Source organism: Methanobrevibacter sp. (assembly GCF_015062935.1).
Lineage (GTDB): Archaea > Methanobacteriota > Methanobacteria > Methanobacteriales > Methanobacteriaceae > Methanocatella.
On record NZ_SUTM01000008.1, the window covers coordinates 12,929 to 30,323 of the forward strand.

At 34.0% G+C, this 17,395-nt stretch carries 21 protein-coding genes; 7 read left to right on the forward strand and 14 right to left on the reverse strand.

The window, feature by feature from the left end:
• Window positions 1–152 precede the first annotated feature (152 nt).
• The 6 genes from E7Z81_RS04945 to E7Z81_RS04970 all read right to left on the reverse strand — a co-directional run bounded on the left by E7Z81_RS04945 (window position 153) and on the right by E7Z81_RS04970 (window position 5,363).
• Entirely contained in the window at window positions 153–1,019 is an 867-nt protein-coding gene (locus E7Z81_RS04945) for a radical SAM protein (RefSeq protein WP_292744928.1), read from the reverse strand.
• Window positions 1,020–1,089: 70 nt separating this feature from the next.
• Window positions 1,090–1,644, reverse strand: coding sequence for a methanogenesis marker 17 protein (locus tag E7Z81_RS04950; protein ID WP_292744930.1), 555 nt, complete (start codon window positions 1,642–1,644; stop codon window positions 1,090–1,092).
• Between the two features lie 19 nt (window positions 1,645–1,663).
• Entirely contained in the window at window positions 1,664–2,905 is a 1,242-nt protein-coding gene (locus E7Z81_RS04955) for a methanogenesis marker 15 protein (RefSeq protein WP_292744932.1), read from the reverse strand.
• Between the two features lie 2 nt (window positions 2,906–2,907).
• Window positions 2,908–3,363 carry a methanogenesis marker 5 protein gene (locus tag E7Z81_RS04960; RefSeq protein WP_292744934.1) on the reverse strand — a complete coding sequence of 152 codons (456 nt, stop codon included), beginning with the start codon at window positions 3,361–3,363 and terminating at the stop codon, window positions 2,908–2,910.
• 13 nt (window positions 3,364–3,376) lie between these two features.
• Complete coding sequence (locus E7Z81_RS04965; protein ID WP_292744936.1) at window positions 3,377–3,844, reverse strand: methanogenesis marker 6 protein; 468 nt, start codon at window positions 3,842–3,844, stop codon at window positions 3,377–3,379.
• Window positions 3,816–5,363, reverse strand: a complete 1,548-nt coding sequence (locus E7Z81_RS04970) for a methanogenesis marker 3 protein (protein ID WP_292744938.1) — start codon at window positions 5,361–5,363, stop codon at window positions 3,816–3,818. Before E7Z81_RS04970 ends, E7Z81_RS04965 begins: the two co-directional genes overlap by 29 nt.
• 121 nt (window positions 5,364–5,484) lie before the next feature.
• Between E7Z81_RS04970 and E7Z81_RS04975 the strand changes: the two genes are divergently transcribed.
• Complete coding sequence (locus E7Z81_RS04975) at window positions 5,485–6,231, forward strand: thermonuclease family protein (protein ID WP_292744940.1); 747 nt, start codon at window positions 5,485–5,487, stop codon at window positions 6,229–6,231.
• A 12-nt stretch (window positions 6,232–6,243) separates the two neighbouring features.
• Here the strand turns inward: E7Z81_RS04975 and E7Z81_RS04980 are convergent, their stop codons facing one another.
• Genes E7Z81_RS04980 through E7Z81_RS04995 form a run of 4 tightly spaced genes read right to left on the reverse strand, consistent with a single transcriptional unit; the run spans window position 6,244 to window position 9,654 of the window.
• Window positions 6,244–7,035 carry a DUF4013 domain-containing protein gene (locus E7Z81_RS04980; protein ID WP_292744943.1) on the reverse strand — a complete coding sequence of 264 codons (792 nt, stop codon included), beginning with the start codon at window positions 7,033–7,035 and terminating at the stop codon, window positions 6,244–6,246.
• Window positions 7,036–7,044: 9 nt separating this feature from the next.
• Complete coding sequence (locus E7Z81_RS04985; RefSeq protein WP_292745104.1) at window positions 7,045–8,040, reverse strand: methanogenesis marker 2 protein; 996 nt, start codon at window positions 8,038–8,040, stop codon at window positions 7,045–7,047.
• Window positions 8,036–9,151 (reverse strand): DUF2117 domain-containing protein, encoded by a 1,116-nt coding sequence (locus E7Z81_RS04990; protein ID WP_292744945.1) that lies wholly within the window; start codon window positions 9,149–9,151, stop codon window positions 8,036–8,038. Before E7Z81_RS04990 ends, E7Z81_RS04985 begins: the two co-directional genes overlap by 5 nt.
• Window positions 9,148–9,654, reverse strand: a complete 507-nt coding sequence (locus E7Z81_RS04995; RefSeq protein ID WP_292744947.1) for a ribonuclease VapC — start codon at window positions 9,652–9,654, stop codon at window positions 9,148–9,150. The genes E7Z81_RS04990 and E7Z81_RS04995 overlap by 4 nt, the downstream gene beginning before the upstream one ends.
• 255 nt (window positions 9,655–9,909) lie before the next feature.
• Here E7Z81_RS04995 and E7Z81_RS05000 point away from each other — a divergent pair, with 255 nt between their 5' ends.
• From E7Z81_RS05000 to E7Z81_RS05015, 4 genes are read left to right on the forward strand one after another with little or no spacing between them, the layout of a single operon-like run.
• On the forward strand, window positions 9,910–10,701 hold the full coding sequence (locus E7Z81_RS05000; RefSeq protein WP_292744949.1) for a transcriptional regulator FilR1 domain-containing protein: 792 nt from the start codon (window positions 9,910–9,912) through the stop codon (window positions 10,699–10,701).
• Window positions 10,698–11,528, forward strand: a complete 831-nt coding sequence (locus E7Z81_RS05005) for a transcriptional regulator FilR1 domain-containing protein (RefSeq protein ID WP_292744951.1) — start codon at window positions 10,698–10,700, stop codon at window positions 11,526–11,528. The genes E7Z81_RS05000 and E7Z81_RS05005 overlap by 4 nt, the downstream gene beginning before the upstream one ends.
• On the forward strand, window positions 11,497–11,811 hold the full coding sequence (locus E7Z81_RS05010; protein ID WP_292744953.1) for a helix-turn-helix domain-containing protein: 315 nt from the start codon (window positions 11,497–11,499) through the stop codon (window positions 11,809–11,811). The genes E7Z81_RS05005 and E7Z81_RS05010 overlap by 32 nt, the downstream gene beginning before the upstream one ends.
• 2 nt (window positions 11,812–11,813) lie before the next feature.
• The gene (locus E7Z81_RS05015; RefSeq protein WP_367263008.1) at window positions 11,814–12,320 is read left to right on the forward strand and encodes a molybdenum cofactor biosynthesis protein B; all 507 of its coding nucleotides are present in this window, start codon (window positions 11,814–11,816) and stop codon (window positions 12,318–12,320) included.
• A 26-nt stretch (window positions 12,321–12,346) separates the two neighbouring features.
• Here the strand turns inward: E7Z81_RS05015 and pyrE are convergent, their stop codons facing one another.
• Together pyrE and E7Z81_RS05025 are read right to left on the reverse strand one after the other, a co-directional pair.
• The gene (pyrE, locus tag E7Z81_RS05020) at window positions 12,347–12,874 is read right to left on the reverse strand and encodes an orotate phosphoribosyltransferase (RefSeq protein WP_292744957.1); all 528 of its coding nucleotides are present in this window, start codon (window positions 12,872–12,874) and stop codon (window positions 12,347–12,349) included.
• Window positions 12,874–13,104 (reverse strand): PRC-barrel domain-containing protein, encoded by a 231-nt coding sequence (locus E7Z81_RS05025; RefSeq protein WP_292744959.1) that lies wholly within the window; start codon window positions 13,102–13,104, stop codon window positions 12,874–12,876. Before E7Z81_RS05025 ends, pyrE begins: the two co-directional genes overlap by 1 nt.
• 134 nt (window positions 13,105–13,238) lie before the next feature.
• On the opposite strand from E7Z81_RS05025, the gene xseA reads away from it, so the two are divergent.
• Complete coding sequence (gene xseA / locus E7Z81_RS05030) at window positions 13,239–14,495, forward strand: exodeoxyribonuclease VII large subunit (RefSeq protein ID WP_292744961.1); 1,257 nt, start codon at window positions 13,239–13,241, stop codon at window positions 14,493–14,495.
• Window positions 14,496–14,714, forward strand: coding sequence for an exodeoxyribonuclease VII small subunit (locus tag E7Z81_RS05035; protein WP_292744963.1), 219 nt, complete (start codon window positions 14,496–14,498; stop codon window positions 14,712–14,714).
• Here E7Z81_RS05035 and E7Z81_RS05040 read toward each other — a convergent pair.
• Both E7Z81_RS05040 and thsA read right to left on the reverse strand, forming a co-directional pair.
• Window positions 14,698–15,675, reverse strand: coding sequence for an adenosylcobinamide amidohydrolase (locus E7Z81_RS05040; protein WP_292744965.1), 978 nt, complete (start codon window positions 15,673–15,675; stop codon window positions 14,698–14,700). The two genes, E7Z81_RS05035 and E7Z81_RS05040, sit on opposite strands and share 17 nt — an antisense overlap.
• Before the next feature lie 79 nt (window positions 15,676–15,754).
• Window positions 15,755–17,365, reverse strand: a complete 1,611-nt coding sequence (gene thsA, locus E7Z81_RS05045; RefSeq protein WP_292744966.1) for a thermosome subunit alpha — start codon at window positions 17,363–17,365, stop codon at window positions 15,755–15,757.
• Between the last annotated feature and the right edge of the window lie 30 nt (window positions 17,366–17,395).

A 17,395-nucleotide genomic window follows, 5' to 3' on the forward strand; every position in this document is an offset into this window, starting at 1 on the left:
AAGCATTTTTACCCCCTGCACTTCCAGGATTAAATAACACCCATCATCAATTATTTCATTGGAACTTTGCAATTGTGGTGTAACAAGAACGTCCGCTTCAAGTCTGCGAATTAAATTAATGAAAAATAAATGTTTAAAAAAAAAAATAGAATTTAGTAATGACTTTGTGGAGTCATTCCTAAATGATGATCTTCGCTTTTTTTACCAGGTATTCCGTAAGCATCTGCTCTGCATTGAGTGCATGCTCTAAATACAGGTATGATTTCTTCCACTTGTTCTCTGACACTTTCCATCATTGAACAGTCCGGACGGGAATAATGTTTCATTTTAGCTAAAGGAATTAACGGCAAAATGTTCATTAAAGAAGCGCCTCTTTTTTTAACCTCTTTAGCGATTTCAACAATGTGTTCATCATTAAGTCCCGGAATTAATACTGAGTTAACTTTAACTACTATACCGTTTGCAGCTGCTTTTTCAACACCGTCTAACTGGTTTTTAATTAATATTTTTACTGCATCATATCCTTTGTAGATTTTTCCTTCATATTTAATGAATGAATAAATATCTACTGCAATATCTGGGTCAATTGCATTTATTGTTACAGTAACAGAATTTACTCCGAGTTCTGCAAGTCTATCTGCATATTTTGGAAGTAAAAGTCCATTTGTACTCATACATTTAATTAAATCAGGCTGTTCCTCTGCTAATTTTTCAAAGAACTTGAATGTTTCTTCATTAGCAAGGGAGTCACCAGGTCCTGCAACTCCAACAACAGAAATAGGACCTTCTGCAGTTACATCATTAACATGTTTAATTGCAGCATCGGCATCCATTACACAACTTGCCACACCTGGCCTGTCCTCTTCATTGTTAATGTCCCTTGTACAAAAGTTACAAAAGATGTTACATTTAGGTGCAACAGGCACGTGTGCTCTACCGACTTTATCATGCATTTTTTCATTAAAACATGGATGTGCTTTTGTTATATGTGCAAATCTTGAGCCTTTATGTTCAGCCATACTATCACTTCTCCAATATATAACTCCTGTTATTTTGTATTGATACGAACAAATATTTAAATTTTTCTATTTAATTTTCCAACTCAGATATATATTCCTTAGCTTTTTCAATCCATGCATCAGCAATTAATTCATCAGTTGCCACTACAGTAACAATATTTTCAGTGGACATGTCCTTAATAATTTTAAATCCTTCAGGCAATATCCTGAATATTGCATCATATATTCTTCTTTGCAGATTGGAGTGAGGGTCATCAATTACTAAAGTTTTTAAATCAACATGGTCACCATCAATTTCAAGTTGATACCTATTAGGCTGATAAATCTCTTCCCTTGAAAATCTTTTCCAAAGCTGTTTTAAGATATTCGGAAGATAATTTTCATTATCAACAATTATACGAGTAACATCATTCTCTTTAACATAGCTAAGATTGGCAACATCTTCAAAAGTAACTACCCTTGAAGTTTTTTTCATTTTAATAGCTAAGATAAATACAGGATCATCAGGATTGACATAAGCTCTTAAATCATCTACAGCAGCTCCAAGAACCAAATCCTGAAATATCTGTTTAATGATGATTTCATAAACTTCTGCACCTCTTTCATCGTAGCATTCTACTAACATCTAAATCAAATCCTTAAATTTATTTGTTATCTTGTCTGTGTCCCATTCCAGATACTAAAAGAGCTGCTCCAACAGCACCGATATGTTGTGAATATTCAGGAACAATAACTTCGATTCCACCTAAAGTTTCACTTACAGCTTCAACAAGACCTGAAATCAAACTTGTTCCACCTACCTGAATTAAAGGTTCACGAATATCAATTTCCTGAAGTTGCTGTTCATAAACCTGTTCAGATACTGAGTGACATGCAGCTGCTGCAACATCAGCTTTAGAACCTCCAGCCGCAAGAGTGGTAACGAGGTCCTGAATACCGAATACAATACAGTAAGAGTTCAACATTGCTTTTCTCCAATCACCCTGGACCGCTAAAGGACCTAATTCAGTGATGTCCACATCCAATCTACGGGAAGTCATATCCAGGAATCTTCCAGATGCACCTGCACAGATACCACCCATAGTAAAGTTATCAGGAATACCGTTGTTTACAGTAATTACCTTGTTATCCATACCACCGATATCTAATACGGTAGCTTCTCCTTTTTGACAGTCTGCAAGATATACTGCACCTTTTGCATTAACGGACAATTCTTCTTGAATGAGTTCTGCTCCGAATTCCTGACCCATGGTGAATCTACCGTAACCGGTGGTTCCAATTCCATCCAAGTCATCCCAGCCGTAATCGGTTTGACCGAATGCTTCTGCAGCTGCGGTTTTTGCAGACTCAATGATGTCTTTAGTGGATGTCCAACCGGTTCCTATAACCTGATTGTTTTCCATAAGCACAGCTTTGGTAGTTGTTGAACCTGAATCTAAACCAAGAGTAAGTCCTTCTTGTTTTTCACGAGCAAGAATACTTCTACGAGTAACGGTAGTAGCCAACGCTTCCATACGGATGAACAATTCATCAGCTTTTGTCCTTTCAGTAAATGAATATGTAACTACTGGAATACGGGTATTATTTTGAATGAAACGTCTGACTTCATTTCTGACCAGTGCCGCTTCAGCACATCTGAAACAAGTTGCAATAAATACTGCATCAGGTTTGCATCTGCCTTCAACAATAGCCATAGCTCTTGCAATCATTAATTTTAAACTTGAACTTTGAGCTGAAAATCCGAATTTTTCATAGGATTCGTCAATGTAATCTAAGTCGATTTCAGGAAGAATAATTTCAGCACCGAACTTGTTTGCTGCTTTTTCAATTTCCTTTTGAATTCCACTATATTCTGTTCCGCATGAAACTAAAGCAATTTTAACCATTATTATTCCTCCCCTATAGTTTCTTCTAGTGAATCTACAAATTCATTGATTTCATTCACCATCACATATGTTTCATCTTGATTAGTAGGATATGTAAGTTCCAATACTGGAATGCCCTTATTTCTTAGTAAGAAGATTGATAATTCATTGGTCCTTGCACAACCAATACAACCGAATCCATAAGGAGCACCATCAACAACTATTGCTGCTTCCGCTTCATCTATAAGAGGTCCGATAATAGCCATTCTTCCACGAACACCGGATGGAACCTCAATAGCTGCATATTTAAGACCTTTAATTGGGTCTTCTTCAGTAATGTTCATTGGTGGAGAATCAATCTCCGGATCTTTAATTTTTTGTCTAATTTGTTTTTGTAAAACTAAAGGAGTGTGACCTCTTCTTTCAAGTAAATCTGCCAAAATTAATGAATTTGGAGGATAAACTGCAATTTTAACCATATTTTCACCCATACTATTTATTTTCTAAACATTCATCCATAATTTTTTTAAATTCGTCAACGTCAATTGGTTTTTTCTCTTCAATTTCCACATCTTTAGGATTTTCTAAAGCTTCAGCAACAAAACCAAGTATCCTGTATTCCTTTTCCATTTGATGGAATCCTTCCCTTGGTCCAAATCTATGACCTCTGCATCTTCTAGGATCCCCTGGAGCAAAACCTCTTTCTTTTGTGAAAATGTGGTTTGGGTCTAATTTTCTTATTTCTTCAATAGCTTTATAAACATCTTCACTTTTTCCACTGATCATAGACCCGTAACAAGTGTTTTTTATTGTAAGAGGTAAACCAAGCATATGAAATTCACTCACAATCTCTTGTTCGCTTACATGAGCTCCAGGCCCGATAAAAATCATACGAGTAATTACATCAGGGTCCCAGTCTTCTTTACCCAACTCAGGACTCATTGTTAGATTCTGTGACATACACTACAACTCCTTCTTTTAATTTTTCAAGAGCATCATAATCTGAAACAATATCTCCAATAATGTTTGTCGCTTCAAAGCTTTCTGCAGTAGGACCGAATTCTGAATTGTCTTCAAATCTTATACCTATTAATCCTGCACTCTTTGAAGCCATATTGGTAATACCGATTTGACCTCTTATAACATTTTCTACAGGGTTATTTTCAGGAACTAAACCTTTAGCAGCTTTCTTATCTCCTTCAAAAATAACAATATGCATTCCAGGTACTGCAAAGTGGACTTTTATTTGTCCTATAGGATTTTCTAAAAGACCTGATAAACGTTTGAAATACTTAACAGACCTTGGAGCATTATCTACAAACTTAATCTTACATAAATCATCTTTACTGATGGATTTTGTAATTACCTGACCTTCTTTTAAGATATCAATTGTATGTTTTGGAGATTGCTCGACAACAATTGCATCATCATCAACAATTCCATCAATTAAATGTTCAACTCCTGCTTGAGATAAAATCTCTGTAGCTTCACTTTGAGTTTTATTTAATAACATTAATCTTTGTCTTTCTGATTTAACAGTTATGAAATCATTTTCTTTCGCAATGTCAATGATTTCCATACCCTTGATTATTTTTCCAACAGTAGTGTGAGATGGAGTTAAAACCCTATTTTCACGATATATGAATAGTTTTCCAACACCAACACCAGTGTTCCTGACTGTAATTGTTCCTCTGTGTCTTTGAGTAGTATCTTCCTTAGGTTTTTCAATACCTTCAAGATCATAAAAACCGATGAAAGATTCACTGTCATAAGAAACTTTAATTCTACCGTCTTTAATTAATGAAAACAAATGTTCGACACAAACAGGAGAATCATCATCAATATCAAATGAGATGTAGGTAAATAATTCGTTACCTTCTTCAAGTACAGTACTTAAATCTGATACGGCGGCCATATCTGTAGTTGTACTTCTTTCGATAATCGGTTCGATTCCTGTTACTTTATCGTCATCAGTAAGGTTTTCCAAAGTTTTTTTACCACCAATAACACGAGCAAAAATACCTTTATTGAATGGAGGTACACTGTAAACATTAGTGGTATTTTCTTTAAGTATAATCAAATGAGTAGACTCATTACTAAAACTAGATAAACTTAAAACAACATCTCCTTCAAAATATTTATATTCCTCAGAAGTTGGTTCCAAATCAGTTACAATAGGTCCGATAGCCACTTCGGTTGAAGTAGACCACCTGATATCCAAGTCGACAAAATCTTCATATTGATTTTTCCATACATCAACTAAAGGTTTTGCTTCTTCAGATTCACTTAATTGAATGATTATAGAACCTGCATTAGTTTTAATTTTATACTTGTTTATATTTTTTTCAAGTTCCTTTTTTCCTTTAATCAGACAAACAATACTACCAGGAGTATATGGGGCATTAGTTTCGTCAATTACATCTTGAATTGTTGAAGCATCAGCCACATCTATTTCTTCTCCATTAATTTTAATTAACATACAATCTCCTAATAAGAATTTTTAATATTATATATTTATAATCTTTTTATATATTAAAATTATTGAATTGCAAAAACTATATTTACACAAACTTATAACAACAATATATAGGAGGAAAATTATGGCACTAAACAAAAAACATATCTTTTCATTAATATTGATTTTGATTCTTGCAGCCAGTGCAGTTTCAATTGTTAATGCATACACCGGAACTGGATTTTCACACAACATTCCAAGTTCAAAATACTCAGATATGTCTGCATCAGATATCTTAAGCCAGTACAGTGATACCGAATGCCACGTTGAAGAAACAGGAATATGCACCACAGTGGTTGACGGAGACACCATTTACTTAGACAATGGTGAAAAAATACGTTTTGTTGGTGTAAACACACCCGAAAGAGGTGTAGAAGGATATATTGCATCTAAAAATTTTGTTCAGAAATTGTGTCTTGGAAAAGAAGTGGGAATTGACATTGACGATTCAAAACATTCAGACAAATACGGAAGAACATTAGGCGTCGTTATTGTTGATGGTAAAAATGTCAATGAAATGCTTTTAAAAGAAGGCCTTGCTGAGATAATGTACATGCCACCTAGTGAATTTTACCCCTATGACTGGGCAAATGGCGATACCCATGTGGCAAGCACACACACTACATCTTTATCAAGCAGTTCTTCAGGTGACAGTTCCTCTTCAAGCTCAACCGGATCTGGAAGCTATGTTGCCAATGCAAATACTGGAAAATTCCATGTTGCAAGCTGCAGCAGCGTAGATAAAATGTCTGAAGGAAATAAAGTGTATTTATCAAGCAGAGATGACGCAATTAACCAAGGATATGTGCCTTGCAAAAGGTGTAATCCTTAATTTTTTCTTTTTTTAATTTAATTTATTTAATTCATTGAGCTCTTTTTCAATTCTGCTCAAGTCATTGCTGTTTCTGGCAATGTTTGAATATAATAATCCCAAAGAATAGTTACCGATACTTTCCAATATCGGAAGGACAACACCAATGTATATCAACAGTCCAACATACGGGATTGCTATTATCCATGAAGATACAACTGAAACGACAATCATCAAAATAGCCATAATTATTAACCATTTGATAATATTGAAAATACCGATATTTCTTATATCGCTTAAAACCCTATTGATTTTTAAAGCTTCAGTTAAACTATCCAAATAAGCCAATCTCGCTTTAGCGAAAAACAAAAGTACTTCAAATATAATATAGACAACAAGCACCAGAAGGAGAACCATTCCAAATGCCAGTATAAAGCTAGGGATTTTAAATTCATATAGCATATTCAGACTTGACATGCCCACAGTGGATAGGCTAATGAAAAATACCAGAGCCGGAACAATCATATAGGCCATTCTCAAGACCCATAACCTGATAGAATCATAAATTGTATTTCCAAAAGTTAATGAAGGAAACACTGCCGATTCGTGTATACCTATACGAACCATGGAAAACAGATATCCCGGCACAAAGAGAATAAATATAAAAAATGCAATAAATCCGCAGATTAAGATATACCTGTTATCCAATACCATACCAATTGGGATGAGGGCAACCAGAACAAACAGCATGAAAAGAATAGGTAATTTCTTGATATTTCTAAAAGGATATTTCAATGAATTTGATACTATTTTGCCTACATCCATAAAATCACGTTATTTAAATATAAACACAGGATTTTTATCCTGATTAAAGACTTCTGCCTGTTCGTCCTTATAATTTAATAAAAGACAATTGGAATCATTTACTTCGCCAACAACGGCTGATTCGATTGAATATTTGGATAAATATTCTTTAATATAATCGCATTTATCCTCACTGGCTGTGAATACGAATCCTGAACCTGGATATGATCTTAGCCAATCAACCCATTCAACATTCTCATTTCTTGGAATTTTTTCCAAATCGACTACCGCTCCTTTATCTGATGTTTCTAAAAGCATCTCTAAAGTTCCTAAAATTCCAGGATTGGAAATGTCTTTTCCGGATTTAATGTAATCATGCTCTGCCAAATATTGGACAGCTGTGATTTGGTCTTGAACCAGTTGTGCATCTTTATCATATGTTGTATCCCAGTTTAGGCTAAACATTTCATGAGGTTTTCCGTCAAGGTCAATTGCAACGATTACCTTGTCACCTGCCTCAGCTCCAAAACTTGTGATGATTTTATCTTTTTGAGCAATGCCCACAATAGCTACGCCCAATGAATCAACTTCACCGTCGGGATGCAAATGCCCGCCAACCATCGGAACACCGAATTTCAGACATCCGTCCTTAATTCCATTCAGTAAATCTTCATAAATCTCATCATTACTTATAGACATTATGTTTACCATTGCCAACGGTTTTCCACCCATTGCAGCAATATCATTTACATTTACTAAAACAGAACAGTAACCTGCCCAGTAAGGATTTACATTCATGATATCGCCCCAGATACCGTCAGCCGCTATCAGCATTACCTGATTATTTCCAATATCTATAGCTGAGGCATCATCACCAATGTCAATGACAACATTTCCTGAAACATTATATGACTCCTTTAAAAGAGAAATTACATTATCAATTGAGCTTTTACGTGATACGCCCTTAAACTCCTGAATTGATTTGACAAGATTTTTAAAATCCAAGATTACACTTCCTAGTTTAATTAATATAATTAATTTTGTATTTGCAATTTATATTATTTATTATTTCAATGATATTGTCCCTAACTTCATCAATATCTGAATAATCAAAGGTTTCCTGTTTGTCACCAAACATTATCCTTTTAATATCTTTACCGCAGACATCATCAAAACCACTTTCAACTTCAAAGATTACAGAATTTTTAACCTTAAATCCATCTTCTACAACCTTGTCCAAATCACCATCAGTTATGCCAATTACAGGTATATCAAAACGATACAAAATATCAGAAGATATCAAAGTTGTATCATCACCAATTGTAATTACCAGACTGGAATCTCTGAATTTATAAACATCTTCACCTGCATGGTCTAAAAAGGTAACTTTAAATTCTTGTGATTTGTCATTTGAAATCACACGAGGCTTAACCTTAGCATGACGTAAAAGCCCGGTTTTAATAATTGCCCTGTCTAAATCGACTTCACCCAATTTTTCCAGACCGTGCTGTTTAAGCTCTCCTCCAATGATGTCGACAATATGATTGTCACGTGCTATAAGTGTTAATTTATCTGAATTGGTTTTTCCAATGACAACGCTGTTGACCATGATGTTCTCACCAGGACTTACACCATGAACAATTCTTTGATTTAGACCTGCATCATCCTGTTTAATATGATTGTTATAAACCTCTTCAGGCATGACAACATTCAAATCCAATTCATGAGACAATTCATTGACTATATCAAGATCATTATTCCATGGTATTATACTTCCGTCCTTTTCGCCAGGCCTTTCAATCTGAATAACAGGAATATTATTATCATCAATTTTTTCAACGAAATGATTATAGACCTTATAACCAAATACCTGTCCTGTCACATCAGATTTTCCATAGTTCAACAAGAATATTACATCAACATTGTCATCATAGAAAATCTTTAATGAATCACTTGGAACCAATTTACGGGAAATGTCTATTAAATTCTCCAAACTGGCGTCAATAACTGCAGTTCGACCCATTGTTCCACCAAGCCTGACTGAAACATCCCCATAATGTTCTAGCAACTTAATTAATTTTAATGCATAACCCGAATCTATTATATTTGGACCGTGAACTACTATTCCAATTCTCATCTGTTCACCTTAATTCTTTTTTTATAAATTTTAGAGCCACAAATTTCACAATCATCAAAAGGATAATCTTCATCAAATTCTTTTTTACATCCTTCACATACTTTCTTCCAATTATAAATTCCTTTAATTCCTTCTGTGATGACACCTGAAAAAGGAATGTTCATGATTTTTAGAGTATTTTGTATAGTATAATCATCAGTAATGACTTTAACATTTTCACCATTACTTGACAACATATATGCAAGTGCAATTAATTTTTTATCAGGAAGGGATAACCTTAAAATATCACCACTTTCATAGATAATATCGTTAACACACATTGTATACTGTTCTGGAATATCTTCTATGGTCAATAAACCATCATTCAGGGCAGCATCAAACTTCAAACGGGATTCAAAATCCTTAATTTCAGCAGTGATTTCAGGAACAGTGAAATTATTATCAGAAGTCAGCTGAAACCCGTTTATGAATGCAGATGCATCAAGCACATAACATGTTTTCATGCTTGATATTATAACTTTAAAAACTAATAAATCTTGGCAATGCAAAAAAATATTCAAAAGTTTGGGATAAGTTTGGAATAAGTTTGGGAAAGGTTTGGGATAAGTTTGGAATAAGATTGGAATAAGCTTGGAATAAGTTTTGGACAAGTTTGGAATAATCTATTTAAATTTGGATAACAAAATGACTTATTACCGATAAATTCTCGACACATTTCAAGAATTTTCAGGAAAGCAAAAAAATGGAGGAACAAAAAAATGTACTCACAAAATGAAATCAATAGCGACATAAGATTTCTTGCAAAATCAGAAATCCGCTTAAAAATTCTTAGTGAACTAGATACTTACCCAGACAATGTTCGTGGACTTGTAAAAAGAACAGAAATAACCTACAGTTCCATATCAAGTAATGTGAACAAATTAGAAGAGAATAACTACATTAAAAAAATCAAGAATAAATATCACATCAACCCTATGGGAAAAATCTATTTCAATACACTGATGGAATTTAAACATAGTGTTGACATCATCAATGATTTTAACTCATTTTGGTATAAGCATGACCTAAATCAGCTCAGCATTGACGCTGTGAAAAATATAACCGATTTAAAAGATTCCCAATTAATTGAAACCACACCTTTAGACATATACAAAACACACAATACCATAAAAAAACAATTGATTGAATCTACAAATGTTAAAGCAATATTTCCTTACCTTCATCCGGAATATCCTGAACTGATTGAGGAAATTCTGAAAAATGGAGGATCAATCGAATTGATTGTTCCAAAAAACATAATGAAAGCGTTGATGGAACCAATCGACAAGGATTTGAAAAACGATGCAATTAAAAATGACAAATTAAAATTATATTCTGCATCCAATGATTTGCATTTGTATCTTACCATATGCGATGAAAAAATGAGCTTAGGATTATTCAAAAATGATGACAGCTTCGACCAGAACAGAATACTGATTTCACAAGATTCCAAATCTTATCAATGGGCTGACGAACTATTCAACCACATGAAACACAGGGTGATAAAATGACCCGACTAGAAACAAAACAAGAATTAAACAGGGAGTACAGGGACATCAAATATATTTTAACATCAGGAATGCGTACAAAACTACTCCTATCATTATACAACATTCCAAAAAATTTAGATGACTTGAGGAGGGACCTGACAAAGCCCTCCGCAACAATTCTTCACGGGCTCAAAGAATTAGAAACAATAAATCTTGTCAAAAAGGCCCATAAATGCTATGAGCTAACTTCAAATGGGTACCTTTTGACAACAAACATGATAAAACTAATCGAAAACTGGTACGCTTTGGGCAAAAGTGAACACTTCTGGGACGACCATGATTTATCAGATCTCCCGGAAGATGTTTTGAAAAATGTTTACCTTTTAAAAGATGCAAACTACATCAATTCAACAACTAGCGATTTATCACTAGCATTTAACCAGTACATCAAGTCAATTTCAAAATCTTCAGAACTTCGCATAATACTGCCAATATATTCTGAAAATCATTTTAAGCATATTATCGATCTTTTAAACAATGGTAAATTAGAGAAACTAGAATTAATAATTAGTGAAGAAATTTTTAATTCTATTAGCTGTAATGAACTATTTAAAGAAAAACTAATAGATAACATGAATGTTAAAATAACAGTAATTAAAAGGAGGATAAAAATATTCCTAACCTACTCTAAAGAATTCATGTCACTGACATTGTTCTTTAAAGACGGGCACTATGATGATTCTCAGATTTTAATTGCAGAAGACGAAAATGCTAAAAAATGGGCTTCATCATTATGGAATAAATATAGAAAAAATTATGACACAATGGAGCAGCACTACGTTTCATAAAGATCTATTCAATATTTTAATTGGAAGGCCTGGTGGAAATACTTCCATGATAATATTGGATGAAATTCTGAAGAAACCACAAAATGCCAATCAACTTGCAAGAGCATTAGGATATGATTACAAAACTATCAGATACCACCTAAAGATTTTTTGTAATCACAACTATGTTGAAAAAGAAAAATTAAATAGTTATACATATTACTTCCCAAGCGAAAAATTAATTAAAAACTTGGATGAATATAAACTAATTAAAGAAAATTATTCAAAATTAGTTGACGGGTAATGATTATGAGTGAAACTTCTAAACAACATAAAAAAGAAGCATCCCATGACATTATTTGTGGTATAATAACTCTCAGCGACAGCAGAAAATCAGAAAAGTTAGATTTGTCCGGCCAATATCTGGCTGAAGAAATTGAATCTAGATACACATTAAAATCTAGAAACCTAATTCCTGATGAAAAAGACGAACTAATCAAATCTATTGAAGCTATGATCGCTGATGAAATCGATGTTATTATAACAAATGGTGGAACTGGTCTTGATTCAAGAGATATAACTGTTGAAACTGTGGAATCACTTTTCGACAAAAAATTAGATGGATTTGGTGAAATATTTAGATCAATATCCTATAATGAAATAGGCGCAGCTGCACTTCTTTCTAGAGCAACTGCAGGAATTTATAAAAAAACTTTAATATTTTCCATGCCTGGTTCACCCAATGCAGTGAAAACCGCATTAGGAATAATCATTGATGAACTACCACATATAGTCCACCACGTTAAAAAATAAAATTATTTTTTTATTTTTTTCTTTTTTTAATCAAAAAATTCATTAACAATTATTAATGGTTCTAATTTTATACCTGCTTTTTCAAATTCTTCGATAGCACCTTCCTGCCTATCTACAACAACAAAAGCCCTTTTTACATTACCACCATTATCCTGAATAGCTTTGATTGCCTTTAATAATGATCCACCAGTAGTTGAAACATCCTCAACGACAACAACATTGTCACCCTCATTCAATTCGCCTTCAATGAGTTTGGAAGTTCCATACCCTTTCTTTTCTTTTCTAATCATTAAAAGAGGTAATTTTGATTCGAGTGAAACGGCAGTTGCTATCGGAACGGCACCCAAAGCAGGACCTGCAACTTTATCGATATCATCATCCTTAATCTTTTCAGTGATTAGTTTGGAGATTGTTGACAATATTTCAGGTTCTGTAATTGCCTTTTTCATGTTAATATAATAGTTACTTTTTTTGCCTGAGGATAATGTAAAGTCCCCTTCAAGGAAAACTTCATTTTCCTTTAATAAATCAATTAAATATTCTTTGGAAGTCATTAGATATCATCTACGCCTTTAAGTAAAATTTTATCTCCAATTACTTTTACAAGTTCCATCGGAACTACATCTTCACTGGATTTAATCTGTTCTGAAAATCCTGTTTTTTTAACTACCAAATCAGTGAGTTCAAATGTATCCTTATCAAATACCACGTCAATGACTTTTCCGGCAATCTGAATATCAGCATCTAAAACTTCTTTACCAAATAATTCATCTTTTATTCTCATGGTGTCACCTATGATTAATATTGTACAATCAATTTTAAATAGATTACTTTAATTTCGCTAAAAATTGATTACACAATAGCAAATTGTATTAATTACATACAACATACTAACAACACTGAAATTAAGGTGAATGTATGGAAGAGGAATATTATACAGTATCTCAAATAAACGCCTACATTAACAGAAAGCTAAAAATGGACCGCAATTTAAAAAATATTTATATTAGAGGAGAACTCTCCAATTACAAGGATTCATTCAGCGGACATAGCTATTTTACATTAAAGGATGAAAAATCCCAGATAGACGGAGTGATGTTTAAAGGAAATAAAGACAGATTCCTGAAATTTGAACCCAAAGATGGGATGAAAGTAATCATTAAAGGTAAAATCGAAGTTTACGAAAAAACAGGAAAATATCAGTTGTATGCAACTAGAATCACAGAAGACGGAATTGGAAATTTGCATATAGCATTTGAACAGCTGAAGAAAAACCTTGCAAAGGAAGGCTTATTTGATGATGCCCATAAGAAAAGCATACCGAAATATCCTAAAAGAATCGGTGTCGTAACTGCTGAAACAGGAGCTGCAATAAGAGATATCATCACCACAATCAAGAGAAGATATCCCATTTGTGAAATTTTAGTATTTCCAACACTGGTTCAAGGAGACCAGGCGGCCCCACAAATCATCAGACAAATCAGAAATACACAACGCTATGAACTGGACACACTGATAGTCGGACGTGGAGGAGGAAGCATTGAGGATTTATGGCCGTTCAATGAAGAGCCCGTTGCACGTGAGATATATGCATGTGAAATACCGGTTATCAGTGCGGTAGGGCATGAAATCGACTTTACAATATCTGACTTTGTAGCTGACCTGCGTGCTCCAACACCAACGGCTGCTGCAGAATTGGCTGTCCCTGAACTAGCCAAAGTAAAAGAGAACGTTAATCACTTGCAAGAAAAGATAAATAAAAGCATTAATGATAAAATTTCAATAAATAAAACTAAATTGGAACATATTTCCCAGAAGAACATTTTTAAAAATCCGGAAAGCATCTACGAAATAAAAGGAATGACACTGGACAATTTAGTTAACAAATTAGGATTTGCATCAAAAAACATCATTTCTCAAAATAGAAATAAGCTGTTTAAAATAGAAAACAGCCATATCCTGAGAAATCCTGAAGAGATTACAAAAAAGAAAAGGGATGCATGCTTGAAAAATATTAACAAATTGGAAGTTTTAAATCCTCTTTTAACATTGAAAAGAGGTTATTCAATAGCAAAATCCGGTAAAAAAATCATATCTTCTGCAAAAGATGTTGAAGTCGGAGATGAAATTGACATTGAATTTGATGACGGAATAGTGAATACAAAGGTGATATAAATGGAAGAATTAAGTTTTGAAGAAAGTTTAGAAAAATTAGAAGAAATCGTGAATAAATTAGAAAACGGAGACGTCCCATTGGACGAAGCAATTACTGAGTTTAACAAAGCAATGAATCTCGTTAAATCCTGCAACGAAAAGCTTGAAGCTGCAGAAGAATCAATTGCAAAAATCGTAAAGGACAATGGAGATCTCATCGAATTCAATTCAACCCAATGAAATAGTCTATCCAATAATCCAATAGTTTTTTAATTGGATAACTATTACATTCTTTTACTATTTTTTTGGCCAAATAATATGCCTCATCTTTTTCGATTAAATCCAGTTCAACTTCATCTATTAAATTTAAAACCGAAGTTGTTACTGCCACATTATCCTGCTTTTTCATTTCTTTTTGAAGATTGATGATAAATTCTTTTTTATCACAGTCCAACTTTTTGTAAAAATCATTAATGTCCAATTTATATCTGTTTAATCTGACCAGAACGTTTGACTGTGATTTTGGAGAAATCCAGACCTGTTTTTTAACTGCTTTTTTAATTGAATCTATTACACACTGCCCTATTAACTCCCCAAATTTTGAATGTTTGCCGGCATTGGTTAACACGATGTCCGATTCAACATTTGAAAATATTGCCAAACCGTCTGTACCTGTTCCGGTAGCGTATGAATTAGAGTATTGTGACGGAACTTTCAAATCTGTTAATGCGACAGTTTTTGCTTCAGTAGCAGTCATAAACGCTTCCAATAAAGTTTCATGTGATAAAAAGACATTTGTTAAAATAATTGTATTGATTGTTCCGAATTTTCCATTTTCCTCGTAATAGGATGAAGGATCTCCTGCACGGGATGCATTGGTTCTGACACCTGCTGTTGAAATGGCCACTACTTCAAGATTCTTAAATGTTTTATAAACAATACCGACATTCTGCATTTCAGCAAGGGTTACCAAACCTGTTGCATAATTCGAATCTATATTGAGACCCCAGCATTGCTGAATTAGATACTGCTCCAAATCATGATTTTCAAGATAATCTATGTTTTCCTGAGATAAATGATGATTGAAAACACTTTTAAAATTATTTGAAAAACCTCCATTTAGCTTGGAAGTTGAAATACCATTACGCTGGGTATTGAAATTAACAAAAATAGTATCTTTTAGATAAAAAAACTTCATCATTGACTGATGTTTGAAAAATAAGTCTATGTTTCATAAAAATAAAAAAAAAAGAAAAGAAATTATGAAAATTTCTTTAAATTTACATCATTGGTGGCATTCCGCCAGCCATGGATGGGTCCATACCCATGTCTTCAGGGCCTTTGGTTGATGCGATTACGTCATCGATTCTTAAAATCATTTCAGCTGCTTCAGATGCAGATTGGATAGCTTGTTTTTTGACACGTTTAGGTTCAATTACACCTGCTTCTTTCATGTCTGCTACTTCACCAGTGAATACATCTAATCCCATGTAGAAGGAGTCTTCTTGTGCAGCTCTTAAGTCTACTAAGGAGTCAATGCTGTCTAAACCTGCGTTTTCAGCTAAGGTTTTTGGTACAATTTCTAAAGCTTCTGCAAATGCGTTTACAGCTAATTGTTCTCTTCCAGAGATGGATTCTGCGTAATCTTTGAGTTTTTTAGCCATTGCGATTTCTGGAGCTCCTCCACCAGCTACAACTTTGTCGTCTTCTACGGTAGCTGCTACTACACCGATTGCGTCTTCGATTGCTCTTACGATTTCGTCAACGATGTGTTTGGTGGATCCTCTTACGAATAAGGTTACGGATTTTGCGCCGCTGCATTCTTCTACAAAGATCATGTCTTCGCCGGAGATTTTTCTTTCTTCTACGGTTCCAGCAATACCTAAATCGTCTTCGGTTAAGTCATCTAAGTTTGTGATGACGTTAGCACCGGTTGCTCTGGATAATTTTTCGATGTCAGATTTTTTAACTCTTCTTACTGCTAAAACACCTGCTTTGGATAAGTAGTGTTGTGCTAAGTCGTCGATACCTTTTTGTGCGAATAATACGTTTGCACCAGCTTCAACTACTTTATCTACCATGTCTTTAACCATTTTTTCTTCTTGTTCGATGAAAGCTTGCATTTGAGCAGGGTCAGTAATGGTAATTTCTGCATCCATTTCGGTTTCTTTAACTTCTAAAGGAGCGTTGACTAATGCGATTTTTGCGTCTTTGATTTCAGATGGCATGCCTGGGTGTACTCTTTCTTTGTCTATGATTACACCTTCAACTAAGTTGGATTCTTCAACAACAGCTCCATCTTTTTTCTCGATTTTAATATTGTCGATGTCAACTTCACCGTCTTCTTCAACTGCTTCAACAGCGTCTACGATTAATTTTGCTAATGGTTCACGTGCTGCTTCAGTTCCTTTACCAGTCATTGCAGTCATAGCTACTTTTAATAAGGTTTCGGAATCTACGTCATCGATTGCGATTTCGTCTAAGATTTCTTGTGCTTTTTCAGCTGCTTTTCTGTATCCCATAGCTATGATTGTTGGGTGGATGTCAGAGTCAAGTAAGTTTTCTGATTTTTTTAATAATTCACCAGCAATTATTACTGCAGTAGTAGTTCCGTCTCCAACTTCGTCTTCTTGGGTTTTTGCTACTTCTACGAGCATTTTTGCTGCAGGATGTTCAATATCCATTTCTTTTAAGATTGTAACACCGTCATTGGTTACTACAATATCACCAAGTCCGTCAACTAACATTTTGTCCATTCCTTTTGGACCTAAAGTAGTTCTTACAGTTTCAGCTAATACTTTTCCAGCTAAAATGTTATTTCTTTGTGCATCTCTACCGACAGACCTGTTAGTACCTTCAGGTAAAATAAAAATTGGTTGTCCTTGTGCCATTAATAATCACCTTTTTAATTTTTAAATAAT